Annotated in this window: 29 protein-coding genes and 1 pseudogene; 7 read left to right on the forward strand and 23 right to left on the reverse strand. The window is 44.3% G+C overall.

Going from position 1 to position 24618, the window contains the following annotated elements:
• Positions 1–10: 10 nt before the first annotated feature.
• The 4 genes from spsC to BTA30_RS14670 form a co-directional block, all read right to left on the reverse strand.
• Complete coding sequence (gene spsC, locus BTA30_RS14660; protein ID WP_275667307.1) at positions 11–676, reverse strand: stationary phase survival protein SpsC; 666 nt, start codon at positions 674–676, stop codon at positions 11–13.
• A gap of 136 nt (positions 677–812) precedes the next feature.
• Positions 813–1133 (reverse strand): YuiB family protein, encoded by a 321-nt coding sequence (locus tag BTA30_RS14665; RefSeq protein ID WP_076762056.1) that lies wholly within the window; start codon positions 1131–1133, stop codon positions 813–815.
• A 75-nt stretch (positions 1134–1208) separates the two neighbouring features.
• Positions 1209–1337, reverse strand: a complete 129-nt coding sequence (locus BTA30_RS23185; RefSeq protein WP_158027636.1) for a YuiA family protein — start codon at positions 1335–1337, stop codon at positions 1209–1211.
• Positions 1338–1536: 199 nt separating this feature from the next.
• Positions 1537–2754 (reverse strand): NAD(P)/FAD-dependent oxidoreductase, encoded by a 1218-nt coding sequence (locus BTA30_RS14670; RefSeq protein WP_162274723.1) that lies wholly within the window; start codon positions 2752–2754, stop codon positions 1537–1539.
• 365 nt (positions 2755–3119) lie between these two features.
• Here BTA30_RS14670 and yumC point away from each other — a divergent pair, with 365 nt between their 5' ends.
• Positions 3120–4118 (forward strand): ferredoxin--NADP reductase 2, encoded by a 999-nt coding sequence (yumC, locus tag BTA30_RS14675; protein ID WP_076762058.1) that lies wholly within the window; start codon positions 3120–3122, stop codon positions 4116–4118.
• 32 nt (positions 4119–4150) lie between these two features.
• Here the strand turns inward: yumC and BTA30_RS14680 are convergent, their stop codons facing one another.
• Entirely contained in the window at positions 4151–4354 is a 204-nt protein-coding gene (locus BTA30_RS14680) for a hypothetical protein (protein ID WP_076762059.1), read from the reverse strand.
• A gap of 144 nt (positions 4355–4498) precedes the next feature.
• Between BTA30_RS14680 and BTA30_RS14685 the strand changes: the two genes are divergently transcribed.
• Entirely contained in the window at positions 4499–4723 is a 225-nt protein-coding gene (locus BTA30_RS14685) for a cold-shock protein (protein WP_076762060.1), read from the forward strand.
• Positions 4724–5053: 330 nt separating this feature from the next.
• Here BTA30_RS14685 and BTA30_RS14690 read toward each other — a convergent pair whose 3' ends face one another.
• The 4 genes from BTA30_RS14690 to BTA30_RS14705 form a co-directional block, all read right to left on the reverse strand.
• Complete coding sequence (locus BTA30_RS14690) at positions 5054–5419, reverse strand: HesB/IscA family protein (RefSeq protein WP_076762061.1); 366 nt, start codon at positions 5417–5419, stop codon at positions 5054–5056.
• Positions 5420–5495: 76 nt separating this feature from the next.
• On the reverse strand, positions 5496–6350 hold the full coding sequence (dapF, locus tag BTA30_RS14695; protein ID WP_076762062.1) for a diaminopimelate epimerase: 855 nt from the start codon (positions 6348–6350) through the stop codon (positions 5496–5498).
• Between the two features lie 125 nt (positions 6351–6475).
• Entirely contained in the window at positions 6476–7693 is a 1218-nt protein-coding gene (locus BTA30_RS14700) for a NupC/NupG family nucleoside CNT transporter (protein WP_076762063.1), read from the reverse strand.
• Positions 7694–7852: 159 nt separating this feature from the next.
• The gene (locus BTA30_RS14705) at positions 7853–8089 is read right to left on the reverse strand and encodes a YuzB family protein (protein ID WP_076762064.1); all 237 of its coding nucleotides are present in this window, start codon (positions 8087–8089) and stop codon (positions 7853–7855) included.
• A gap of 280 nt (positions 8090–8369) precedes the next feature.
• On the opposite strand from BTA30_RS14705, the gene BTA30_RS14710 reads away from it, so the two are divergent.
• Positions 8370–9437 (forward strand): NAD(P)/FAD-dependent oxidoreductase, encoded by a 1068-nt coding sequence (locus BTA30_RS14710; protein ID WP_076762065.1) that lies wholly within the window; start codon positions 8370–8372, stop codon positions 9435–9437.
• A 344-nt stretch (positions 9438–9781) separates the two neighbouring features.
• Here BTA30_RS14710 and BTA30_RS14715 read toward each other — a convergent pair whose 3' ends face one another.
• The 3 genes from BTA30_RS14715 to BTA30_RS14725 all read right to left on the reverse strand — a co-directional run bounded on the left by BTA30_RS14715 (position 9782) and on the right by BTA30_RS14725 (position 11839).
• Positions 9782–10378 (reverse strand): dienelactone hydrolase family protein, encoded by a 597-nt coding sequence (locus BTA30_RS14715; RefSeq protein ID WP_076762066.1) that lies wholly within the window; start codon positions 10376–10378, stop codon positions 9782–9784.
• Between the two features lie 148 nt (positions 10379–10526).
• Positions 10527–10736, reverse strand: a complete 210-nt coding sequence (locus tag BTA30_RS14720) for a hypothetical protein (protein WP_076762067.1) — start codon at positions 10734–10736, stop codon at positions 10527–10529.
• Positions 10733–11839 carry a Rap family tetratricopeptide repeat protein gene (locus BTA30_RS14725; RefSeq protein ID WP_076762068.1) on the reverse strand — a complete coding sequence of 369 codons (1107 nt, stop codon included), beginning with the start codon at positions 11837–11839 and terminating at the stop codon, positions 10733–10735. Before BTA30_RS14725 ends, BTA30_RS14720 begins: the two co-directional genes overlap by 4 nt.
• 252 nt (positions 11840–12091) lie before the next feature.
• On the opposite strand from BTA30_RS14725, the gene padC reads away from it, so the two are divergent.
• Complete coding sequence (gene padC, locus BTA30_RS14730; RefSeq protein WP_076762069.1) at positions 12092–12592, forward strand: phenolic acid decarboxylase; 501 nt, start codon at positions 12092–12094, stop codon at positions 12590–12592.
• Positions 12593–12634: 42 nt separating this feature from the next.
• Here padC and BTA30_RS14735 read toward each other — a convergent pair whose 3' ends face one another.
• A complete protein-coding gene (locus tag BTA30_RS14735) occupies positions 12635–12904 on the reverse strand; it encodes a hypothetical protein (RefSeq protein WP_076762070.1) in 270 nt (89 codons plus the stop codon).
• A 99-nt stretch (positions 12905–13003) separates the two neighbouring features.
• Positions 13004–13336, reverse strand: coding sequence for a YuzD family protein (locus BTA30_RS14740; RefSeq protein WP_076762071.1), 333 nt, complete (start codon positions 13334–13336; stop codon positions 13004–13006).
• Positions 13337–13453: 117 nt separating this feature from the next.
• On the opposite strand from BTA30_RS14740, the pseudogene BTA30_RS14745 reads away from it, so the two are divergent.
• Positions 13454–13767: pseudogene (locus BTA30_RS14745) on the forward strand (NifU family protein).
• 37 nt (positions 13768–13804) lie between these two features.
• Here BTA30_RS14745 and BTA30_RS14750 read toward each other — a convergent pair.
• The 6 genes from BTA30_RS14750 to yutH all read right to left on the reverse strand — a co-directional run bounded on the left by BTA30_RS14750 (position 13805) and on the right by yutH (position 21440).
• Complete coding sequence (locus BTA30_RS14750) at positions 13805–15775, reverse strand: S9 family peptidase (protein WP_076762072.1); 1971 nt, start codon at positions 15773–15775, stop codon at positions 13805–13807.
• 109 nt (positions 15776–15884) lie between these two features.
• Positions 15885–16805 (reverse strand): homoserine kinase, encoded by a 921-nt coding sequence (gene thrB / locus BTA30_RS14755; RefSeq protein WP_076762073.1) that lies wholly within the window; start codon positions 16803–16805, stop codon positions 15885–15887.
• Entirely contained in the window at positions 16802–17860 is a 1059-nt protein-coding gene (thrC, locus tag BTA30_RS14760; protein WP_076762084.1) for a threonine synthase, read from the reverse strand. The genes thrB and thrC overlap by 4 nt, the downstream gene beginning before the upstream one ends.
• On the reverse strand, positions 17860–19161 hold the full coding sequence (locus BTA30_RS14765) for a homoserine dehydrogenase (RefSeq protein ID WP_076762074.1): 1302 nt from the start codon (positions 19159–19161) through the stop codon (positions 17860–17862). The genes thrC and BTA30_RS14765 overlap by 1 nt, the downstream gene beginning before the upstream one ends.
• Before the next feature lie 230 nt (positions 19162–19391).
• Complete coding sequence (locus BTA30_RS14770) at positions 19392–20354, reverse strand: 2-hydroxyacid dehydrogenase (RefSeq protein WP_076762075.1); 963 nt, start codon at positions 20352–20354, stop codon at positions 19392–19394.
• 81 nt (positions 20355–20435) lie between these two features.
• Positions 20436–21440 (reverse strand): spore coat putative kinase YutH, encoded by a 1005-nt coding sequence (gene yutH, locus BTA30_RS14775; protein ID WP_076762076.1) that lies wholly within the window; start codon positions 21438–21440, stop codon positions 20436–20438.
• Between the two features lie 153 nt (positions 21441–21593).
• Between yutH and BTA30_RS14780 the strand changes: the two genes are divergently transcribed.
• Complete coding sequence (locus BTA30_RS14780) at positions 21594–22094, forward strand: phosphatidylglycerophosphatase A family protein (protein ID WP_076762085.1); 501 nt, start codon at positions 21594–21596, stop codon at positions 22092–22094.
• A 45-nt stretch (positions 22095–22139) separates the two neighbouring features.
• Here BTA30_RS14780 and BTA30_RS14785 read toward each other — a convergent pair whose 3' ends face one another.
• From BTA30_RS14785 to BTA30_RS14795, 3 genes are read right to left on the reverse strand one after another with little or no spacing between them, the layout of a single operon-like run.
• Positions 22140–22910: a TIGR01457 family HAD-type hydrolase gene (locus BTA30_RS14785; protein WP_076762077.1), complete on the reverse strand. Its 771-nt coding sequence runs from the start codon at positions 22908–22910 to the stop codon at positions 22140–22142.
• 17 nt (positions 22911–22927) lie between these two features.
• Positions 22928–23368, reverse strand: a complete 441-nt coding sequence (locus BTA30_RS14790) for a DUF86 domain-containing protein (RefSeq protein WP_076762078.1) — start codon at positions 23366–23368, stop codon at positions 22928–22930.
• Positions 23369–23394: 26 nt separating this feature from the next.
• Positions 23395–23670 carry a YutD family protein gene (locus BTA30_RS14795; RefSeq protein WP_076762079.1) on the reverse strand — a complete coding sequence of 92 codons (276 nt, stop codon included), beginning with the start codon at positions 23668–23670 and terminating at the stop codon, positions 23395–23397.
• A gap of 103 nt (positions 23671–23773) precedes the next feature.
• Between BTA30_RS14795 and BTA30_RS14800 the strand changes: the two genes are divergently transcribed.
• Positions 23774–24394, forward strand: coding sequence for a YhcN/YlaJ family sporulation lipoprotein (locus tag BTA30_RS14800; protein WP_076762080.1), 621 nt, complete (start codon positions 23774–23776; stop codon positions 24392–24394).
• The last annotated feature ends 224 nt before the right edge of the window (positions 24395–24618 follow it).

Raw genomic sequence — 24618 nt, forward strand, 5'->3', positions numbered from 1 at the left:
GTTTTTTTGCTTATTCTTTCGCCATTTTATACTTTTGTCTGAATACCTGCATCGATTTGTTTTCATTCAGCTTTGAGAGGTCTTCTTCCGTAACGGAGCCGTCCCCTTTTTTAATGACATAAACGTCAAGAGTTTTCTTTCCCCATTCATTATAGACGTCTTCAACCGTTTCATAGTATAAGTCAAGCCGGTTTCCTTTAATGGCAGATCCTGTATCAGCGACTACGCCGTAGCCGTAGTCGGGAATGAACAAAATCGTTCCGATCGGAAAGACGGACGGATCCGCTGCAACGGTCGAATATAAATCTCTTTTCACTTTGACTCCTGAATATGTAAGCCCGTACTCCGGATGATGAGGCTGTTTTCCAGTCGATTCAGCCCCAGCAGTATACCCTGTTGCGGTGACTTTTTGTTTCGGATATTTACTCCAATCAAATGCGTCCTCAAGCTTTTTCGGTTTGTTTTTGATTTGCTTTGCGGCAGACAGCGATGTCTTTTCCGCTTTTTCTTTCGGAAGTGATTTAAAAGTCAGTCTTAACTGTTTGAAGGACAAGTCCTGCTCTTTTGCCCAGTTTGATATGTCCCGCGCTTCTACGCCTGAAACGGCAAAGAACGTTGTCATAAAAGCCAGGACAAACAAAACGGTCATCAAAAAACGCCTGAACATTGTCATCACTTTTCTCAATTCTTCCCACTCCTCTCACCATCTAATTGTTTCCAAGAGGGAAAAGAAATATTCAAATAGCGGAAAAATTTCAAGAAAAGTGAAAAAATTCAAAGCGCAAAAAAACCTTCTTCAACAAAAAGAAGGTTTAAAACATTTGGTATCCTCTTTTTCGCAATGCTTTGATCGTGATTCCGGACAGAAGGGCCCCGGCCATTCCGCTTGCTAAAATAAAGATATCCGCTGCAGCTAAAGAAGCCACTCTGTCAAAAAGCCCTGAAAAGGCCTCTCCCGGAGCCTCTACATAGCGAATCCATTTTTCTTTATTCACAATGAAAAGGCATACAATCGGATAAATGACAGCCATAATCCAGGACATCCTGAGCAGCATGTTCAGCAAAAAGCCGATCCCGAAAAACAGCACGAAAAACAAGACAACCGATATGATCACAACTGGTAAACTTATCAAAGCCTTCCACCCCCAAGTAACCCCTTTTAGTGTACATTGGAGAAGGAACTTGAGTCAATCATTGGAAAGCCGGCTTTAGCGGTCTTTTCCGGTTCCCTGACAGTTGCTGCACGTTTCCGAACCGCCGAGCAGCAGCTGAAAATAGCCTTTTCCTGAACAAAATGTACAGGATGATTCAGAGCGATGGATCGAAGAAGTCTTCATCAGATACACACCTTTTTCTTAATTTTCTGACAATATTACCATGAAGATTGTCAATGATAAAGTCAGAAAATATGACGGATTATTTGATGTAAGCGCTTAAAGAAGAGGATTTCTTCCTTTTTCTTTTGTTTTTAAAGTTTTAGGGATGAAATAAAAAAGCCTGCAGCACCCGCTGCAAGCTCTTTTTTAGCTGGTGATCTTAGAAAAATTTAAATTTTCCTTTTTTAAGCACAAGGCCTGGTCCGCCAATCAGGTAGAGCGAACGGTTGTCGATGATTTTTTTCATCATGGACGCGGATGTTCCGGTCATTTTTTTGCCCAAAGCCACACCGATCGCATCGTGTTCGCCAAGCGATGCGACAGAGCCTTTATTATCAAATTTGAATGTTTCTGTTTCTTTGCCGTGGATCAATGCGGCGATATTTGTCGCGCAAGTTTCGCCCTGCTGCATTGAAATCTGCGCTGTCGGCGGATATGGACGGTCGATTTCCTCGTTGATGACGAGCGAGCAGTCGCCGATGACGAAAATGTCATCAAAGCTATCAACCCGAAGATCAGGTTTCACTTTGACACGGCCGCGCATGTTTTCAAAGCCTGATTCCTCGATCACCGGATTTCCGCGGACACCGGCTGCCCACACAACCGTACCTGCTTTAATTTCTTCAGTCTGGTCGTCTTTTCCGACGAAGATGCCGTCAGGTGTGCATTCTTTTACGGCAGTGCCGATTTTGAATTCGACGCCTTTTCCTTCCAGATAGTTGACAGCATAATCGACAAGCTCCGGATCGAAGCCAGGCAGTACAGACGGCGCAGCTTCCACACAAATTAAGCGGACCTGCTGGCGGTCAATATCATATTCCCTGCACAATTCCGGTATGCGGTTAGCCAGTTCACCCAAAAATTCTATTCCTGTAAAACCCGCTCCTCCGACAACAATCGTCAGACGCTCAGGACGTTTTTCGGCTTCTGTATTGTATGTCGCAAATTGATATTCCATATGCTCGCGAAGCTGACGGGAGGAATCAATGTTTGAAATGGAGAATGCGTATTCTTTCAGTCCGGAAATTCCGAAGGTCTCAGGGACAGCTCCCAATGCGACGACGAGGTAGTCGTATGCAATCTCACCGGTTCCCAGGACGACCTTTTTTTCTTCTTTATTGATGTTCTTCACCGTATCCTGAACAAAACGGACGCGGGACGTGTTGATGACATCTTTAATTGGGTAGCGGCATCTGTCATGATGAAGTGTACCTGCGCTTGCCTCATGCATCCAGGTTGTCTCATAATGATAGTTGTGCTTATTGACAAGCGTAATATCTGCTTCATTGATACCGATTTTTTTGACAAGTCTCGTCACGGTCATTAATCCACCATAACCTGCACCTAACACTACTACTTTTGGCTTATTCAACGGAATCACATCCACCTTTTCTGTATTTTACTCTAAGCCGGTTTGAAAATAGCCTTTTTGGTTATTGTCAACCTGTTGCCGGCTTTTTATGAAAAAAAGTTTGTGAAATCCTTCACTTTAGAGCCCTGAAAAACGAACCGTTTTTTCAGCAGACTGACGCATAATATTCATAAATAATTAACAAATTGTTCACAACTACATCATAGCGATTCACATTTGGTTTTTCAAGATTGAATATGCCGCTGGCGACATGCTTTTAGGAACAGCGGAGTCTCCTCACCAAGATCCCTTGAAAAAACAGACGCGCTCGTATTTATTTTATGTGATATGATATAGTTAAGAACAATTTTCATTTAGGGGGCATTATTTTCATGCGTGAAGACTCAAAAGTATATGACATTACAATTATCGGAGGCGGCCCTGTCGGCTTGTTTACCGCGTTTTACGGCGGTATGCGGCAAGCGAGCGTCAAAATAATCGAAAGCCTGCCGCAGCTCGGCGGCCAGCTGTCCGCTTTATATCCGGAAAAATATATATATGATGTCGCCGGCTTCCCTAAAATCCGCGCTCAGGAGCTTGTCGATAATTTAAAAGACCAAATGGCGAAATTTGATCAGACGGTTTGTCTTGAGCAAGCTGTCGAAAGCGTTGAAAAGCAAGCGGACGGTATATTTAAGCTTGTGACAAACAAAGAAATTCACTACTCAAAAACAATCATTATTACAGCCGGAAACGGAGCGTTCCAGCCGAGAAAGCTTGAGCTGGAATCAGCGGCTCAATATGAAAATGCGAACCTCCATTACTTTATCGATGATATGAATAAATTCGCCGGCAAGCGCGTCGCCGTATTGGGAGGCGGAGACTCTGCCGTAGACTGGGCGCTTATGCTTGAGCCGATCGCGAAAGAGGTATCGATCATTCACCGCCGCGATAAATTCCGCGCTCATGAACACAGCGTCGAAAACCTGCGAAACTCTAAAGTGAACGTGTTAACGCCATTTGTACCGACTGAGCTGATCGGAGAAAATCAAATTGAACAGATTGTCATTGAAGAAGTCAAGGGAGAAAGAAAAGAAGTCATTGATGTCGATGATGTCATTGTCAACTTCGGATTTGTTTCATCTCTCGGCCCGATCAAAAACTGGGGGCTTGACATTGAGAAAAATTCGATCGTCGTCAAATCGACGATGGAAACAAATATTGAAGGATTCTATGCCGCTGGCGACATCTGCACATATGAAGGAAAAGTAAAGCTGATTGCAAGCGGATTTGGAGAAGCTCCGACCGCGGTAAACAACGCCAAAGCTTATATGGATCCTAAAGCCCGCGTTCAGCCGCTGCATTCGACGAGCATGTTTGAAAATAAATAAAACAAAGGAGCCTTGCAAGCGGCTCCTTTTTGTTAAATGATATTCATATATGAGAAAATGGTTCCCAGAATCAGCACAATCGTCAAAACGGCAACCATACCTGCAGCGGTCAAAACGATGCGGTCTTTGATTTTTTGCGCTTTTGGCAGCGGCTTTTCACACCCGCATGCCTCGCATACTTTAGAGCGGTATGGAATAAGCTCATTACAATTTCTGCAGTTTATGTTTTCTTCCATGTTTGGATCCCTTTTCCTTTCTGGGCTTTCGTTCCTAAAAGAACTTGTCCAGTATAGAATAACAAATAAACGAATAGAATGTCTTAAGATTCACAAAATATTCTTAAATGAATGCTAAAAAAACCCTTGTTAGGAAGTGACGTTATGTCTTACTACAACAATCGAAATCAGGAACCCCTGCCAAAAGAAGATATCAATACGTGGGAATGTACAGCAGAGGACTGCAACGGATGGATGAGAAAAAACTTTACAAGCAGTGAACGTCCTTTATGCCCTCTCTGCAATCAGGAAATGGAGAGCGGAAGCCGCTATCTAACCTCAATCACCAACAATACGAGCAATCTTCACCGCATATTTAACCAAAAATAGAAACACCTCTTTTTAAAACATCCAATCGCAAAAGCCTTGCTCGAACCCTGAGCGGGGCGGCTGCTTTTTCTTATCTATTCGGGTTTTATGACAAACATTTCACCAATAGAATGTCATTGCGGATAGAAACCATTTCCGGACTTCCCTATGGATTTCGAAAAACCGCTTTCCACAATGTGCTCGTTGAAATGACCCGCATGTCTCAGTTTCCCGCCAGCCAATTTAACGAGTAATAAAAACGCCTTTCTCAAACGATGAATCATCGCTAAGAAAGGCGTTTATTAATCGTTTTTCCATCATAACGGGTTCATTCATACCGGGTTTCGTATGTCAGCACTCTTCAGGCTTGCCGGCATTTGCTGCCGTGCGGAATGAAGAGCCGCAGCCGCATGACGCGATGGCGTTTGGATTTTCGATGGTGAAGCCGCCGCCCATCATCGATTGTTTGAAATCAATGACCGTTCCGTTCATGATAGCAATGCTTTCATTATCGACAAGCACTGTGATTCCATGCTGAACAAACTCGCTGTCATCTTCATTTTTTTCGTGCTCAAACCCCATGCCATATGAAAGGCCGCTGCACCCGCCGCCTTTTACACCGATTCTTAAGAAAGCATTTTCTTCTTCATGCTCCTTCATCATCTCTTTAATATGAAGGGCAGCCGCTTCTGTAAGCGTGACTGTTTTTTCGCTCATGACAAAGCACCTCCTCTAGTTGTCATGTCTACCTTTATTATAAATGTGAATCCGGTATTTCTCAAACAGACCGTCTTCAAATAAAAAATACGCCTTCACATACCATTTCAGCCGGGCCTGTCATCATCACGCGGCCGTCGTTTTTCCAGTTGATGATCAAATCGCCTCCGGCAAGATGAACGGTAATGTCGGTCTCTCTTTCGGCAAAGCCGTTCAGAATAGAGGAAACCGCAGCAGCACAGGCGCCTGTTCCGCACGCCTGAGTAATCCCTGAACCTCTTTCCCATACGCGGAAATGCAGTTCCTTCGCATTTTCCACCTCAACAAATTCGACATTGACGCCCTCCGGAAACCTCTCGTCTTTTTCGATGAGCGGCCCCAATGTTGTCAGCGGGGCTTCTTCAATATCGTCTAAATAAAAGATGATATGAGGGTTTCCCATAGATACAGCAGTGCCTTTCAGTTCATGGCCGCCAAAATTCATTTGTTCATTGATCGTTTGTGAGTGCTGCTCCCCGAACATTGGCATATCCGATTTAAGGAGCCGCGGCTCGCCCATGTCGACTGTGGCCGAAACGACTTTCCCGTCCTCCACTTCAACTTCCGCTTTCACCAAGCCTGACAATGTTTCAATGAAAAAGGATTTTTCTTTTACCAGTTTATGTTCATAAGCGTATTTCGCAACACAGCGCAAGCCGTTTCCACAGTTTTTGCCTTCAGATCCATCGCTGTTGAAAATCCGCATTTTGACCGGCGCTTGATCAGAAGGACAGATGAGAATCATTCCGTCAGAACCGATTCCCGTATAAACTGAAGACACTTTGACAGCCAATTGCGATAACAATTCTTCCGGAAGGTTCTCTTCAAATTGATTGACATATATATAACTGTTTCCTAAACCGTGCATTTTAGTAAAACGAAAAAACTTCATAGCGGCCTCCAACATTTTTATTTCTTTTAGTATAAAAGCTGGAACGGATGGACACAATATGATTATCCCCCGTTTTTCATACATAAAAGCTCCCTGCACATATATGCAGGGAGCTTTTATCATGCTTACCCGATAAACATACCGGCAATCGCCGCACTTAAAAGGTTGGCCAATGATCCGGCAGCAACGGCTTTCAGTCCGAGACGGGCAATATCAGAACGGCGGCTCGGCGCCATTCCTCCCAATCCTCCAAGCAAAATGGCAACGGAAGACAAGTTGGCGAAACCGCACAGCGCAAAGCTGATAATTGTAGCGGTTTTAGCAGAAAGCTGCTCGAAAATCGGAGCAAAGTTGGAATAAGCAACAAATTCGTTTAAGACAAGCTTTTGGCCGATAAAGCTTCCAGCCTGGACAGCCTCATCCCAAGGCACACCGATGACAAAGGCAAGCGGTGCAAATACATATCCGAGTATGAATTCGAGAGACAGGCCTTTAAAGCCAAACCAGCCCCCGATTCCGCCGAGAACACCGTTTAAAACGGCAATCAAAGCAACAAATGCAAGCAGCATCGCGCCGACATTCAAAGCAAGGTTCAGACCTGTTGAAGCCCCTTTTGCCGCCGCATCGATTACATTTGCAGCATCTTCGTCTTCAGCCATTTGAATATCTTCTGATGACGCTTTCGATTTCTCTGTTTCCGGAATAAGCATTTTTGCCATGATCAAACCTGCCGGTGCAGCCATAAAGCTTGCCGCAAGCAAATATTCAAGAGGAACTCCGAGAAGGGCGTAGCCGAATAAAACAGAACCGGCCACTGAAGCCAATCCTCCGGTCATAACGGTAAACAGCTCGGATTTAGTCAAGTTGGCAATAAACGGCTTAATGACAAGAGGAGCCTCTGTTTGGCCGACAAAAATATTTGCAGCAGCAGAAAGAGATTCCGTTTTGCTTGTTCCGAGAAGCTTTGACAATCCTCCGCCGATAAAACGGATGATGACCTGCATGATTCTTAGGTGGTAAAGAACGGCAATCAATGATGAAAAGAAGATGATGACGGGTAAAACACTTAAAGCAAAGGCAGCGCTGTCGCCTACCTGTAAAAGAGGGCCAAAGAGAAAGCTGATCCCTTCATTCGCATAATTGACGAGATGTTGAACAGCTTGCGTAAACGAAAGAAACGCCTCCCGTCCCATCTCCCATTTGAGAACGATAAAGCCGAACAGGAGCTGGATCGCCAAACCGATGACAATCGTTCTTATATTAATTTTGCTTTTATGCTCAGAAAGCAAGAACGCAATCGCGAAAATCGCAAGAATACCAAGAAGTCCCCATAATATGTTCATGACCACACCTCTTCTTATTTTTTAAACTTTTATTAAGATAACAATTAATCATTTGCCTGTCCACAAAAATTTTTACGAATTTTTTATCTTTTTATGGAAACCCTTACAACCAAAGGCTTATGCTCATAAAAAAAACGAGACCACCCTTCATGACCCCGTTTAAATCATTTCATTTTCTTCAATGAACTCATATATATTTTCGACTAACTCAGCCGGATTATTCCCTGAAACCATTTCACCGTTCACAAGGGCAAATAATGTCTGCATACATTGCCCGCAATAACTCAGACAGCCGTATTCGACAACGTCTAAATTCGGGTCTTTCTCTAGTATTTCTTTTGCCTTCTGAGAACCTTGGGCAAGATTGCTGACGCAAAATTCAACAATTGGAAACACTTTCTTTCACCTCACATCGCCTTCTTATCGTACCCTAATGTCCTTTGATTAGTCAAAACATGAAATTGCCTGATAAAGCTTTTGTAACATATTAATGCCTTAAAGGGTTTTACTAATTATCTCGCTGTGATGTATGTGTAGGTTATTTTTCCGAGAAATATTGTGATTTTACATCAAATTAGATATAATTCTAGAGGGTATTTACATAGTTTTTTATTTTTGCATTGTAAAAAAAATAAGTTTCTAGTTTCTTAATCTGAGGGGAAAAGGGGAATTAGCAATGAGAAATTTAGTCTTGCTCGGCGGCGGTTATGGAAATATGCGCGTTATACATCGTTTGCTGCCAAATCAGCTGCCTGATGATGTGATGATCACTTTAATTGATAGAAACCCTTACCATTGTTTAAAAACGGAGTATTATGCACTTGCTGCCGGAACGATTTCCGATCATCATATTAGAGTATCCTTCCCGGATCACCCTAAATTAAAGACTGAATACGGCAATATTTCTCGTATTGATCTGGAGCAAAAAAAAGTGCTGTTTCATGACAGAGAGCCGATTCCCTATGATGATGCTGTGATCGGGCTTGGCTGTGAGGACAAATATCATAATGTTCCTGGAGCGCCTGACTACACGTACAGCATTCAGACGATCGACCAATCCCGCCATACCTATCAGGCGCTCAACAACTTAAATGCGGAAGCAACCGTTGCGATAGTCGGGGCAGGACTGAGCGGCGTTGAACTTGCGAGCGAATTAAGAGAAAGCAGAAAAGACTTGAACATTATTCTTTTCGACCGCGGGGAATTGATTTTATCAAGCTTCCCTGAGCGGCTGAGCAAATATGTTCAAAGCTGGTTTGAAGAGCACGGCGTCAGCATCATTAACCGCGCGAATATTACGAAAGTGGAAGAAGGCATCGTCTACAACCATGATGACCCGATTCCAGCCGATGCCATTGTCTGGACTGCGGGGATTCAGCCGAGTCAAATCGTCCGCGAGCTTAATGTCGAAAAAGATGCACAAGGACGAGTCGTCTTAACACCGCACCACAATTTGCCCGGAAACGAACACGTCTATGTCGTCGGAGACTGTGCAAGCCTTCCGCACGCTCCAAGCGCACAGCTTGCAGAAGCACAGGCGGAGCAGATTGTCCAGATTCTTGAATGTCGCTGGAGAGGAGAGCCTCTTCCGGAATCGATGCCGAAATTCAAGCTGAAAGGCGTACTCGGGTCCCTCGGCAAAAAAGCCGGCTTCGGATTAGTCGCTGAACGTCCGCTGATCGGCAGGGTGCCGCGCCTGTTGAAATCGGGACTGCTTTGGATGTATAAGCATCATAATGGATAGGGATATGCTTTTCCTTACAAATCGTGTTTTTACTCTTATTCATACCTTTTAACACTAAAAGCTCATCACGTCAGATGAGCTTTTAGTGTTTCGCAGTTTACTAACAGGTTTTGTTCTAACTCTATTTCTCGGCAGACCTTTTACGATTGTCATTTGCAGCAAAAAACGCTCTCAGTGAAAGAGAGCGCTATAGTTTTCAATATATGAATTGGTTTCTCAATGCGTTTGTCAACTTTTCAGGCATTTTATGCCCTGTTGACTTATATAAAAAATAGAATAACCCTTGGGCTCGCCGGTATTGTTCATATATGTCAATGATGATCAGGCTTGGGCCGCAATTTCATTCACAGCCCCTTTAGAAAGCTCATCATTTTCCCGTATGCTATTTGCGAGGAATGGCTGTTGTATTCTTTAGAATATGGGTCGCTAAATCCATGCGCTCCCTTCAATTTGGCCGTTTCGACATTCTTCTTGCCGTCCAAAGCTGTAATGAATTTGGCAACGTCAAAGGATTGTTCTTTTTCCGAAAAAAACAGCATTACAGGGCATGCAGGTGTTATTTCCAGGTAGTCTCTTATGCGGGAACCATAATATCCGACAATCCCATCAATGTATTCTTCTTCACTGCACAGCCAGGCGATAGTCGCTCCCACGCTGAACCCGACCAGCACGATCTTTTGATATCGATTTTTCAGATGGAAGATCATCGTTTTTATTTTGCTGGCAGCGCCGGCAAAACCGACGTTCTCCATATAATGAAGATAGGCGGCTTTCTCCTCCTGGTAATCGAATGGTCTTTCTTTATTTAATAAATTCGGGCAAATGACATCAAACCCGCGGTGGGAAAGCGAGCGGCAAACATCCTCCATATGCCGGTTGATCCCGTATATTTCGTGCAATACGATAATCGCCTGCTCTGAATTCTTCTGAATATGTATCATTATCTGACTCCTTCATTCCTATCAGTATTGCCGGCCTTATGGATCTGGCTTTTCAAGCTCAAAAAAAAGAAGGCGCCGATCATGGCACCATTATAAAATGGATGGCGGTGTGCAGACGAGCCTGGGGGGACTTGTCCGATCATGCTTGTCAGCTTAATGCGGAAGATTTGTCTGCAAGCGATTTGACAGGATAGCTGTCGAGAAAGATCGCTCTTCCCGCCATCAGCTTTGCGGAAGCTTGATCAAGAAAAATGGCACGTCCCGCCAGCTGGGCGCTGTTGTTTGGCTGAGACGAAAAACTTAAAACGACAAGGCTGGCGAAAACGGCCGTTGATACAATGGCAATCAGTTTTTTCACTTTAACTCCTCCGTTCTTTTAAGGATTTGGTCTCTTGCATGATGAGACTCTTCAAAATATCCGGCAGCATTGTCTGTATCACCATTTTGTTTATAGAAAAGCGCAATGTCCAATGTTAATTCCGCTATATCCGTCCAGAGATTGATCGTTTTCAGGTATTCTAAAGCATGTTCAACTGTAAATGGATTTTGTTCATCATACAGAGCATGTATGAGTTTAAATTTCGACAAATATTCCCTTTCTCCTGCTTTTTTCGCACGAGAAAAACCTTTTTCATACCATTCCCGCGCTTCTTTAAAAAGACCCGATTTGTACAGCACATGTGTCAATTCAAACATAGAATGAATGCCGTATACTGATTCTTCATGTTCTTTTAAAACTAGCGCTTCTCTGAAATGCTTTTCAGCCAAGGTGAGGAGATCGCGATTGACATAGCTTAATCCTAAGTTGTGATGGGCCATGCCGATGAGGACATGATGTTTGATTACTTCCGCTTCCTTAAGGGCTTGCTTATAATGCTGTTCAGCCTCGTCAAAACGAAATAAATCGAGTTTATTCGCGCCTAACAGCATTTCGCTGCTGATCGCTTTTTGGATGTAATCATCATGTGTTTTAAAGGTTTTTAAAGCTGTTTTTGCATGGTTTAAGGAGAAGAAGGTTTGCTTGATCTGATAGTAGGCGATCGCCAGTTTGTAATGGAATTCGGCGTTTTCAATTTGATCGGGGATTTTCCTGAGCTTGTCCTCAGCCAATTTGTAATAATTGATGGCATTTGTGTAGTCCTTTTTGTGAAATTCGTACATGCCGGCAAAAAAGAAAAAATAATATTCAATCATGTCATCGGTGCTTTGCATATCAGCTTTTTGATGCTGAATGTCTTCGAACAGCCTGTTTGATGCCGCAAATTCTTCTGTCAGCAATTTATGGCGGTAGTCTAAAAGATTAAAATAAAGCAGCAAATCTTGATTTTCTTCCATATACGGCAGCTGATGTTCAATATCATATTTTATGGAGACCGCTTGGGATATTTTGTGGCGTTTAATCATGACATACCATTGATTCAGCATTTTGGCGACTTCTTCATACGCAATTTTTGTCTTCAACCGATTATCATTCCTTTCCTCCCAATCTTTTTCCTTTTTATGGGTTGTTTTTCATTTTACAGAATCGCTCATTTTTTGACAATGTATTTTTCTAAATATTAGCATAATTTCCTAATATTCTTTTATTACGCTTAATTTTTGACAAAACGTCGTGTGTTTAATTTGACATTTGATTTACAGAAAAACTATAATTATATATGTAAATATAAACATGTTCATATTTACAATAATATAAAAAAAGGAGCAGTTCATATGAATCAAGATGTAAAAGATTTTGTAGGGAGCCATATGATCTATACGTATGAGAACGGCTGGGAATATGAGATATATATCAAAAATGATCATACCATCGATTACCGTATTCACAGCGGAATGGTGGGGGGCCGCTGGGTTCGCGATCAGGAAGCCAATATCGTCAAACTGACGGAAGGCGTCTATAAAGTGTCATGGACTGAACCGACAGGCACTGATGTTTCCCTGAACTTTATGCCGAATGAAAATCGGATGCACGGCATCATCTTCTTCCCAAAATGGGTTCACGAACGCCCTGACATTACGGTTTGCTATCAAAATGACCATATCGATTTAATGGAAGAATCACGGGAGACATATGAGACATATCCAAAATACGTCGTTCCTGAATTCGCCGATATCACGTTTATCGAAAACGCCGGCATAAATCAGGAAGAACTCATTTCCAAAGCGCCATACCCTGGAATGACGGATGACATTCGGGCCGGAAAACGAGTATAAGAGGAATGAATGAGAAAGAGGCTGGAGAATCGATTCGGTCTCTTATTCATGATATAAAGACTGAACCTTTGATAAATCATGGAGCAAAGCTTTAATGTCTTCTTGTGACAATGGGACAAGCATCTGATCATAAAGGGTGATGATCTGTCCGTCCTCATCATGCTCATGCTGTTTTAAATACTGCTGCAAAGCCTGTAATTGGTTTTCCTTCAGGCTTGTTTGTGTTTGAAACTGTTTGATTTTTTTTAATGAAAAAACATTCATTTCGTCGTCAAAATCACCGGACATGATCTGCCCTTCAATATTTGCCATGCATATCCCTCCAAAGCTTGATCAACTGGTAGTTAGTCTGTCCTTTTTTCAAAAGAACAATCATGAAAAAACAGCAAGGTGTTCAAGATCCCTTGCTGTTTATGATAAAGCAGGCTCATACCCTTGCTTTTCCATCTCTTTATACACGTCTTTCAGCTTCGGATTTCCTTCGCCTACCACCTGATCACCGACCAAAACGAGCGGATAGAAATATTCGTCATTCAGGATCTTTTCCGAGATTTCCTGTTTCTTAGGATCATGTTCAGGAGGGTGATGGACGTCAATGTACGTAATCGAGAAAGGCTGACCCGGATATTTTCGTTTAAGAGCCGCTTCGAGCCATTCATACGTTTCTTTTGCTGAAGGAAGATTCACACAGCTTGGACAGAGAACCTCAGCGCCATAAACAAAAAGCTCAGCGATTTTTTTCATCTAAGTAAGCTCCTTTCTGTTTACTTTTATTTTAGTCTATTTTCATTCCGCACTCCATATCTGAAATGAAAATCGTTTTTTGTCTTTGACGGCAAATATGATATAATATGTGGGAATATGCGAAACCAAACAATAGCTTTTTATTGTTCGACTGAATATAATGGTTGTATGATTTGAAAGGAGCGATATGAATGACGACAGAAGTCGAAATGAAAGAACAAGTACAGGAAGTACTGGACAAACTTCGTCCATTTTTACTGCGTGACGGCGGAGACTGTGAGCTTGTCGACGTGGAAGACGGCATCGTAAAGCTTCGTCTTCTCGGAGCATGCGGAAGCTGCCCAAGTTCAACCATTACCCTGAAAGCGGGAATTGAACGTGCCCTTTTAGAAGAAGTGCCGGGCGTGATCGAGGTAGAACAAGTATTTTAATCACCAAAAAGGCTGCCGGTATGGCAGCCTTTTTTATTTATAAGTATTTGTCAAACCATCCTCCAATATATTCAAGCCGCTTGATCCGCTGTGTCGGGTGCCCGTTTCTTGACAAGTCGTGGGATGCGTGCGGGAACCTGACAAGCTTCACTTCTTTCCCCATTTTTTTCAACGCGGTAAAAAGCTGTTCAGCCTGTTCAACCGGACATCTGTCGTCCCGTTCGCCATGGAGGATTAACAATGGGGTCTCAACCCGGTCCGCATACTTTAGCGGAGAGCGGTCCCATAGTTTATCCGGATTTTCAAAGAGATCTAAGCCGAGCTGCCACTCCGTGAAAAAGTAGCCGATGTCGCTAACACCGTAAAAACTGATCCAGTTGGAAATCGATCGCTGTGTCACCGCGGCCTTAAATCGGTTCGTATGCCCGACGGCCCAGTTCGTCATAAAGCCGCCGTAGCTTCCCCCCGTGATGCCGAGCCTTTCCTGATCGATAAAATCATATCGCCCAAGCACGTGGTCAACGGCTGCCATGACATCATCAAAGTCTCCGCCTCCGTAATCGCCCCGTACTCTGTTGACGAAGTCCTGTCCATAGCCATGGCTTCCTCTCGGATTGACGTAAACGACCGTATTGCCATGGGCGGCCAGCACTTGAAATTCGTGAAAATAAGCATTCGCATACATGGCGTGAGGACCGCCGTGCACTTCTAAAATCAGCGGGTACGTTTTTCCTTCTTCATATTGTGCGGGCTTGATCAGCCACCCGTGCGCAATCAAACCGTCCTTTGTTTCAAACTGAATCTCTTCCGGTTCTGAGATGATCCGTTCTTTCGTAAAAGCCTGATTGGCATGTGTGAGCCGGTCTGCTTTTTCTTCGCCTAATGGGATATAGTACAGCTCACTTGGCCAAACAGGCAGCGCAATGGCAGCGGCGAACCCCGTTTCATCAGGACGCAGGCTGAACCCATTCAGATGCTCCTTTTCAAGGCGGACCGGATAAGCGAGGCCTTCTGTTGATATGTAATAAATGCCCGTTGAGCCCTGATCCGTTCCAATCACATAAAAGCCATTGCCATCCTTTGTCCAGGCCGGTTTCGGGAGGACGCCTCCGACAAGGCTGTCTCCTGCGACCGCATCACTCAGATGGACGTCAAGCATTTCTGTCAAACATGACACTTTACCTTTTTCGATATCGTATAACCAAGCTTTATCAAGAGTGGCATTTTGAAATTCTTTTTCATTTCCTAAAAAAGCAAGATATTTTCCGTCAGGGGAAAATGATAATGATGAAAAAATTCCGTTTTTCCCTGTCAGCCGCTTCGTCTCGCCCGTCGAAAGCGTCATGAGGTAGACGTCATTTACACGGGCATCCGCTTTTCCTGTCAAATTAGCGGAAAAGGCAATCATTTTCCCGCAGGGTGAAAACGCATGGCTGAGATGGTCCCGCTCCTGATCTGTGACCTGCTTTATCTCCTCCGTTTCCAAGTCAACGAGAATAAGCTGAGTATATTTCCCCCTTTTAAAGCCCTGTCCGTCTGCTTTATATACTAAAGAATCAACTTCTAAAGGTTCATGTTCTTCCAGTTTCGTTTTTTCTTTATCTGCTGGACTTTCGTCTTTTGTCAGCTTGACTGAACAAAGCAAAGACCTGCCGTCCGGCGACCATTCGGGCTGAGACACATCGTATGGAATATCGGTCACTTTTCTCGCTTCGCCCCCGGCTGTATTCATGACGTAAACTTGTGTTGTTTCATCCCGGTTTGACGTAAATGCAAGCATGCTGCCGTCTGGCGACCAGCGCGGATGCTGATTTCTTCCTTTTCCAAACGTCCACTGTGCCGATTCCTTCTTTTCAAAGTCAAAAACCATAATATGTGCATCATAGGAGTCTTGCTTTTGGTTTACGTTTGTTTGTACATAAGCCACTTTCCCGCCGTCCGGCGAATACTGAGGGTCTGTAATGGATACAAGCTTGGTGAGGTCTGATTCTGTTATGAGCTGCTTCAACGTCGATTCTCCTCCTCATGTTCAATTCTATATTCTATTTCGACTTCCTAAATAAAAATCCTTGTTTTGACTGCAAACAAAAAAAGAGCCGTCACAAGCTCTTTTTTTGTTAAACACTGTTCACTGGTTTTCTCTCGATGATACTGCCTGTATTCGGTACATGCAGACAGTCTACCTCACAATGCGGAAACTTTAAGGCAAGCTGGGTTTTGAGCGCTTCTCCTTTTCCTTTTTCAATAAAAGAAAGGATCGTAGGACCCGCTCCGCTTAAAGCCGTTCCGTAAGCGCCATTTAAACCCGCTTCATGCTCCACCTTGGCCAGTTCAGGGACGAGCGCCCGCCGATAAGGCTGGTGAAAGAGGTCTTTTTTCATCATTCGTCCGACAAGCTGCCAGTTCTTTGATATGAGCCCGGCCACGAGCATATTGCTGACAGCGCTCGCTTCAACGGCTTTAGGATAGGGAAGGCTGTCGGGCAGCACGTCCCGCGCATCTTTTGTCAGGACTTCATAAAAAGGGATCACGACGACCACATCCAAATCGATATCCTTCACAGAAACCATCTCTGTTTTATTCTTGTCGTGAAGCCCGATGACAAGGCCGCCGGCAAGCGAAGCCCCGGCATTGTCAGGATGGCCTTCTTCAAGACTCGCAAAATGCAGCTTATCACTGTCTGACAGCTTTAAATCAGCGAGCTCGTTTGCCAGTTCAATGGCGGCGGCAATCGCGGCGGCGCTGCTGCCGAGTCCGCGCGCCAGCGGGATGTCGCTCCACACTTTCACAAGGCTCGGGGGCAGCTCTTTTTCGAAATGAGCAGCAGTCCGCTTGGCTACTTGATAGATCAAGTTTTCCGTTCCTTCGGGTATTCCGGCGACGACATCTGTTTCAGCCTCAAAACGCCATTCATCATGCGGAAAAACGGACAGCCTTAAATACCGTGAAAGCGCCATACCGACTGAATCAAAGCCAGGTCCCAAATTGGCCGTGCTTCCAGGAACCGTAATCGAAAACAGCATGTCTGTCTCTGTCATACACGTGCGGCTCCTTTTAAGTGTTCAAGAATTTTTTCTTCGTCCGTCGGCAGTGTCACAGGTTTGATCTTTGACACATCAACGGCTGTATTCGGATCTTTCAGGCCGTTTCCGGTTAAGACCGCGACAACCTTTGTTCCAGGCTTAATCTCTTTCGTTTTCAGCTGTTTCAGCACTCCTGCGATTGACGCGCATGAGCCGGGCTCTGCGAAAACCCCTTCTTCCCGGGCGAGAAGCTGGTAAGCGTGAAGAATCTCTTCATCTGACACTTCATCGATTTTTCCGTTCGATTCATTGGCGGCATTGACCGCTTTATCCCAGCTTGCCGGATTTCCGATTCGAATGGCTGTCGCAACGGTTTCCGGATTTTCAATGACTCTGTTTTTCACAATCGGAGCAGCGCCTTCTGCCTGAAAGCCGCGCATGACCGGCAGGCCGGTGCCATTTTTTTCACCGTATTCTTTAAACCCTTTCCAGTATGCCGTAATGTTGCCGGCATTCCCGACAGGAATCGCTAGTATATCCGGTGCTTCGCCGAGCTGTTCGCAAATTTCAAATGAAGCGGTTTTCTGTCCTTCAATCCGATAAGGATTCACAGAGTTGACCAATGCGATCGGTTCTTTTTCACAAATGCTGCGAACCATTTTCAGCGCATCATCAAAGTTTCCGTCGATCGCAATGATTTCAGCGCCGTACATGACGGCTTGGGCCAATTTTCCGAACGCGATTTTGCCGTCCGGAATGATCACGATGCACTTCATATTAGCGCGCGCCGCATATGCCGCTGCGGCTGCTGATGTGTTGCCTGTCGAGGCGCACATGATCGTGTCATTGCCTTCTTCTTTCGCTTTTGCAACAGCCATGACCATGCCGCGGTCTTTAAAGGAACCGGTCGGATTCACACCCTCTGTTTTGACATAAAGCTCAATGCCGAGCTTTGTAGATAGGTTTTGCAAATGGATCAGCGGCGTATTTCCTTCGTTCAGCGTCAGTTCTGGTGTTTTATCCGTTACCGGAAGATAGTCTTTATATTGATGAATAAGTCCTCTCCACATTAGCTCCAACCGTTCCCTTCTACTCGATAAGTGCTTTTCACCTGTTGAACGACCTCGAGATCATTCAGCTTTTGCAAAATATCAGTGAAATCTTCTTCAGATGTGTGATGCGTGACGATGACGATTTCAGCCAAGTCATCATGGTCTTTAATCGGCAGCTGCAGGATTTTTTCAAAGCTGACGCCTCTTTCTGAAAAAATCGAGGTGATTTTTGAAAACGAACCGACTTGGTCTTTTACATGAATTCTTAAAAACTGCTGGGCAAAGATTTCAGCCGGTGCCTTCATTTTCTTCTCAAACTGAGGGTCGACAAAGCTGCTGCCGTTCACGCCGAGGCGCATGTTCTTCATGACAGAGACCAAATCTGACACGACCGCCGTGGCAGTCGGCATGCTTCCCGCTCCCGGACCGTAGAACATCGTTTCCCCGACGGCTTCACCGTATACATAAACCGCATTAAATTCATTATGGACGGATGACAGCGGGTGATGCTCCGGAAGCAATGTCGGCTGAACGCTGACTTCAACTTTTTGTCCATCCCGCTGGGCGATGCCGATCAGCTTCATTATATAGCCGAGCCGTTTGCTGAAATTGATGTCTTCATCAGACACTTGGGAAATTCCTTTTACTTTGACATCGTCAAGATCGACATTCATTGAAAAGCCGAGCCGTGCCAAAATCGCCATTTTTCTCGCTGCATCAAGGCCTTCCACATCTGCAGTCGGATCTGCTTCGGCAAAACCGAGCCGTTGCGCTTCTTTCAGCACATCATCATACGGAGCACTTTCTTTGTTCATTTTCGTCAAAATGAAATTGGTTGTTCCATTGACGATCCCCATCATCTTTGTGATTCGGTCTGAAGCAAGGCCGTCTTCCAGGCTGCGCAGAATCGGAATTCCGCCGGCCACACTCGCTTCAAAGTAAAGGTCACAGCCGTTTTCTTTCGCTGCCGCTAAAAGCTCAGATCCGTACAGTGCGATCAAATCTTTATTCGCGGTCACGACATGTTTTTTTGCATGAAGCGCGTCAAGCAAATAACGTCTTGTCTGTTCAATTCCTCCAATGACTTCGATAATGACATCCACTTCAGGATCTTCTATCACATCATAAGCTTCGGTTGTCAAAACTTCTTTCGGAAGCTCGACATCCCTCTTCTTGTCCTTATCTTTTACAAGTACTTTTTGAATGGTGACGGGGCACCCAACCTGGTGTGTCAATTTATCCTGGTGATCCTGAATAATTTTCACCACACCGCTCCCGACTGTTCCTAAACCTAGAAGTCCTACTCGTATCGCCTTCACTGAAATTCCACCTTTCCCTCTGATCGTCCTTTCTAAAAGGACATTTGTAAACACAACGCAGACATTTAAGTTACAAACATTATAATGGGGGATTCTTTTTTTGACAAGATGACAATTGTTGAGAAGCAAGAAATGAAAACGCTTTAGTTGTTGATATAATAAGATTCTATATATTCAGAAATATTTTTGTAAGAAAATCTTCCGACCCTATCAAAGCCGGAAGATAGCCGTTAAATCTCAGTCTTCGGCTGTTTCTCTCCAAGGACGAGGGCAATGTTTTCAGCACAGAGTCTCATCATCGCTTCCCTCGTTTCTTTGCTGGCGCTTCCGATATGCGGGAGCGCGGTTACTTGAGGAAGATTGGCTAGCGGATGCTTTTTTGAAATCGGCTCTTCGGCAAAAACGTCCAGCCCCGCGCCGGCAATCTCTTTTTCGACAAGCGCATCATACAAATCGCCTTCGTCCACTACCTGTCCTCTTGAGACATTGATGAAAAAGGCGGTGTGCTTCATCTTTTTGAAAGCGGAGCGGTTAAACATGTGTTTCGTTTCCTTTGTTAAAGGGGTCAGGCATACAACAAAGTCCGATTGTTCAAGCAGTTCATCAAACGATACCCACACAGCGCCAAGCTCTTCTTCCGCCTCGGAATTCTGCCTGCGGTTATGATACAAAACGTTCATGCTAAAGCCTTTTGCCCGTCTTGCAACGGCTCGTCCGATGCTTCCCATGCCGACGATGCCGATCGTTTTATGATGGATATCGGCGCCTGCTAAAAAATAAGGCCCCCAGCCTGTCCATCGGCCTTGTTTGATCCAGTCGCTGGCTTCGATGATTCTGCGCGCCGCAGCCATTAATAAAGCAAAAGTCAAATCTGCTGTGGATTCGGTCAACACATCAGGCGTATTGCAGCAAATAACACGATGTTTGTTGGCAGCTTCTACATCGATATTGTCATAGCCGACTGCCAAATTGGCCACCACTTTTAAATGCAGCGCTTCTTTCAGCAGTTCCTCATCAATCCGGTCTGAGAGCATGGTCAAAAGTCCATCCGCTGTTTTGGCTTTTTCAAGCAGGACATCCCGCGGACATGGTTCATCTTCCTTTTCCCACATTTCAATATCAGCCGCTTCTTTTAATGGGGAAAGCTGTTCTTCCGGTAATGTTCTCGTCACATATACAATCGGTTTATCCATAGCTGCCTCGTTCCTTTCTGTGAGTCGCTTTCAAGTATAAGCATATCGAAAAAAACGGCAAAAGTTAAGACACCTAAGGGCTTAAGGTGTCCTTTTCAGCCAATTGACAGAAGGCATGCTGACATATCCTCCGGCCCGCATGCCGGCCAGCTCCTGAAATCCCTTTAGAAACCGTTCATACGCCGCAGATTGAGACAGTAAATAATCAAGTCTGCTCTCATAAAAATGGTGTTCTGATTCAGAAGATATATAATAGCCTTCAACGGTATCAAAATAGTGAAGCGGAAATAACAGCCTGCTGTACAGCAGCCGCTTAGAAAAAGAGGAAAGCGGTGTGACTTGTTCATATTGCTGAAGAAAAGATGCAATGTCATTGACATTTTTGTTTTCCCGAAACAAACTTCTTGTATATTCCGCAAGATCCCGTGCAGCATGATCAAAAACCCATTCAACAGGAATTTTGATCAAAGGCTCGTGCTTCCATGTCTCACAGGTGAGGCGCTGCTGGCAAATCGTCCCGGAATCGGCCGCTTGCGGCTGATCATCCAATTCTGTGTCAGCCAAATACTGAATCGCATTTTCGGTTAAACCGAGATAATATGGAAACGATTCGATAAACTGTTTTTCAAAGGGCTGCAATTGCGGTGACTGAGACTTTTGCATCCAGAATTGCTCCAGCTGATCAAGGCGCTTCCCCCATAATTCTTTCCACTGCCCGATCCTTGAGGTTTCTTTTACTTCATAAGGGTAGCCCCTTCCCTTTTGATGAAATTCAGCAAGCTCTGCCCCGAATGGATAAGACCTGTTCGTAAAGCGGGGAGCGGCCTGAAGAAGCACATATGATATTCCGTTTTCTTCAAAAGTCATGTCCCCGTCTTTTGTAAATAAAAACGTAGACACGTATGGGTCGCGCTGTTCTTGCAAATACTGACTCATACCGTAAAATTCCGTCAGTTCAGTCTGATTGAAATGGGAAACCGGAACGATCAAAAATATGGAGTTTGGCGTTTGAAAGCTCTGATAAGAAAGATGCTGTGAAAGATCACGTATATGAATGCCGAATTTTTCTTTAATCAAATCTTTCATGGATATCACCTTCGTTCCTAAAAAATGACCTTCTACACATCGTAATAACGAAGGAATCCAATTATGAGTAGAACATCAAGAAAAAGAGTTCTAAAATCGTTACATTTTTCAGGATGTTTGTATACACTAAGTAAAAAAGATTGGGTGAAAATGATGCCGGAAAACAACAGCATGCATCAAATCGAAACAGCCGCAAAAGAGTGGCTTGAGAAACGGGGAGTCAAGATATCGGACATTGCAGACCTTGTCTACATTCTGCAAAAGAAATATCATCCAAACTTAACAAAAAAAGAATGCGAAGAAAATGTCAGCCGGGTCATGAAGAAGCGCGAAGTTCAAAACGCCGTAATCACAGGTATTCAATTGGATATATTAGGAGAGCAGAAAAAGCTTCTTGAACCGCTCCAGACTTTAATTGAAACGGATGAAAGCCTTTATGGCGTCGATGAAATCCTCTCTTTCTCAATCGTCAACCTCTACGGTTCGATCGGTTATACGAACTATGGCTACATCGATAAAATCAAACCCGGGGTGCTGGGCCGTTTAAACGATAAATCAACCGGCGAATGCCATACCTTTTTGGACGATATCGTCGGCGCTATCGCAGCAGCCTCCTCCAGCAGACTGGCTCATCGGGCTAAAGACGCGGAATAAAGGCCCAAAAAAACACTTGTCCTTTTTGGAACAAGTGTTTTTTTGTTAGATGCGATCCATCCATTCTGTCAGTGAATCGATCACATATGTCGGTTTTTCCGGATAGGTCTCAAGGTGTTCTTTTTTGGTGACGCCAGTGTGCACAAGAAGTGTATCCATGCCTGAATTCATCCCGGCCATAATATCTGTGTCATAGTTGTCACCGACCATCAGCGTTTCACTGATGTCCGTCCCGAGCACTTTCATCGCCTGCTCCATGATGATCGGTTCGGGCTTGCCGATAAAAATCGGCTCTGTACGCGTTGAGACGGTTAATACAGATGTTAAAGAACCATTACCAGGCAAAAGCCCTCTTTCAGTGGGAATGGCGATATCGCCGTTTGTCGAAATGAATTTGGCACCGTTCCGTATCGCCAGACAGCCGACGGCGAGCTTTTCATATGTAATACCGCGGTCAATACCGACAACGACAAAGTCGGCGTCTTCATCGCCGAACGCCAAGCCCTTTTCTTCAATGGCTTGGCGGATTCCTTCTTCACCAATCACATAGACGGATGCGCCCGGTCTTTGTTCAGCGATAAAGTTCGCTGTAGCCATGCTTGTCGTAAATACCTGTTCTTCCGTTGCCGGGATGTCAAAAGAAATAAGCTTGTCCGCCACTTGTTTCGGAGTACGCGAGGAATTGTTGGTTACGAATAAGTAGGGAATATTCCGCTCTTTCAGCTTCTTTACAAATTCGCAGGCTTCGTCGATTTTTTCCGTTCCCTTGTACATTGTTCCGTCTAGGTCAATTAAATATCCTTTGTATGTTTTCATGTTGTCACTCCAGTTTTTTAATGCGGTTTGAATGCAGATACCGGACCGAGCTCATTGTTTAAATAATCGCGGATCCGGGCCGGAAAATGCTCAAGCGTTTCCGCGTGCTGTTGCAGCAGCTTTTCCAATTCTTCATGGTTCACGTTCAGGTAGTCTTGAACCAATGTCTTGCGGGAGGCGATCAGATGTTTCAGGCTGTCTCCTTCTGTTTGGCCGACAACTTTTTCATCCGTCAGTATATCCATGATGTCGTCATAGCTGCCAGGGTCCCTCATAATAAAGCCGTCAATCATATCATTCCCTATATCCAATATACATTCGATCAGCGTATGGCCGATTCGCTCAAGCGCTTTTTTTTCTATTTCAGAAGTCCATTCCTCCTGCGCTTTAAAGAGCCGGAGTTCATCTTCAAGATAGTTCAGCGTGTTTTCGATTTTGTTTCGATCGACAAAATACACAAGCTCACATCCCCTATTATTATCGCTTATTTTCGTAATCGTTTTAAAACAAAATAGGCACATCCAAAATTACAATATTCGTAAATATATTCATCAAGGGTGCTGATTTTTGTATCAAATGTGGCCTTTTGGTTTTGGTCGTCAAAAAAGCCTTTCAGCCTCAGCTGGCTGTATCCCCAGTCTCCGACAATATAGTCGTACTTATTTAAAATGTCGGAGTATCTTGCTTTAAATGCTTCTTCATTAAAGCCGTTTTTTACATCTTGGACGACTTCAAAAGCAGCGTTCTGAACGACGATCATTCTTTTCACCTCTTTTATATGATAATTCAAACCCAAGCCGCCATCAATTGCTAAGAATAAATCCGCTTCTTTGGAAAAGCTAAAGATAAGGAGGAAATGCAGAATGAATAAAAAATTATTTTTATTTGGCCTGCTGCTGGCACCGCTTGTAGGATGTCAGACGGCTTTAAACGACACAGAACACAATATTTATGAAGAAGACGGAAATACCGTACATGTGGCTGATAAGAATCCCCAATATAACGAGCGATTCCGAAACGACGACCGGAAAGGCAGGTTCGGATATGCGCGGCATCAGGCAACCCCTGTTGCAAATAAGGAAAAGATGCAGGCTCCGCAAATCAACCGGGAAGAAATGGCTCATATTATATCTAGTTTAACGGTTCAGCTTCCCAATATTCAAGATGCCTCAACGCTTGTAACAGATGAGGAAGCACTTGTCGTCTACAAAACGGACTCCAAGAAGAGGGAAGAAACGGCTGACCAGGTGAAAAAGACAGCCGCATCCGTCATACCAAGATATTACAAAATCTATATTTCCGATGATGCAAACTTGATCCAATCCGTTGCCAATTTCAGCCGGCTCGGGTCCAACTCAAGAAATGTCGATCAGCTGATGGCTGATACGATCAAAGAAATGCAAAAATCGCCGCAAGGAAAAACAACTACAGATACAGACGATGAAACCGGCCTTGATGGACAAGGAAAAAACATGGAATCCTAAAACCGGATGCGGCCGCATAAAAAAACGCCAGAATGTCTGGCGTTTCAGCGTGTCGACAAACCCTCGCATTCGTTGTCAGGCCTGCGCGTCGGTGCTCACGAATTCCAACATTCGCTCCGCTCCGATGCTCGGCCTTCCTAGACTGCAAAGGTTTTCAATCACGCTGAAAGGATGACAAAATCCTAAAACTTCAAACCGTTTTAGGATTTTGTCAACAATCTGAA

This window comes from Bacillus swezeyi (genome assembly GCF_001969815.1).
In the GTDB taxonomy this organism is placed as follows: domain Bacteria; phylum Bacillota; class Bacilli; order Bacillales; family Bacillaceae; genus Bacillus; species Bacillus swezeyi.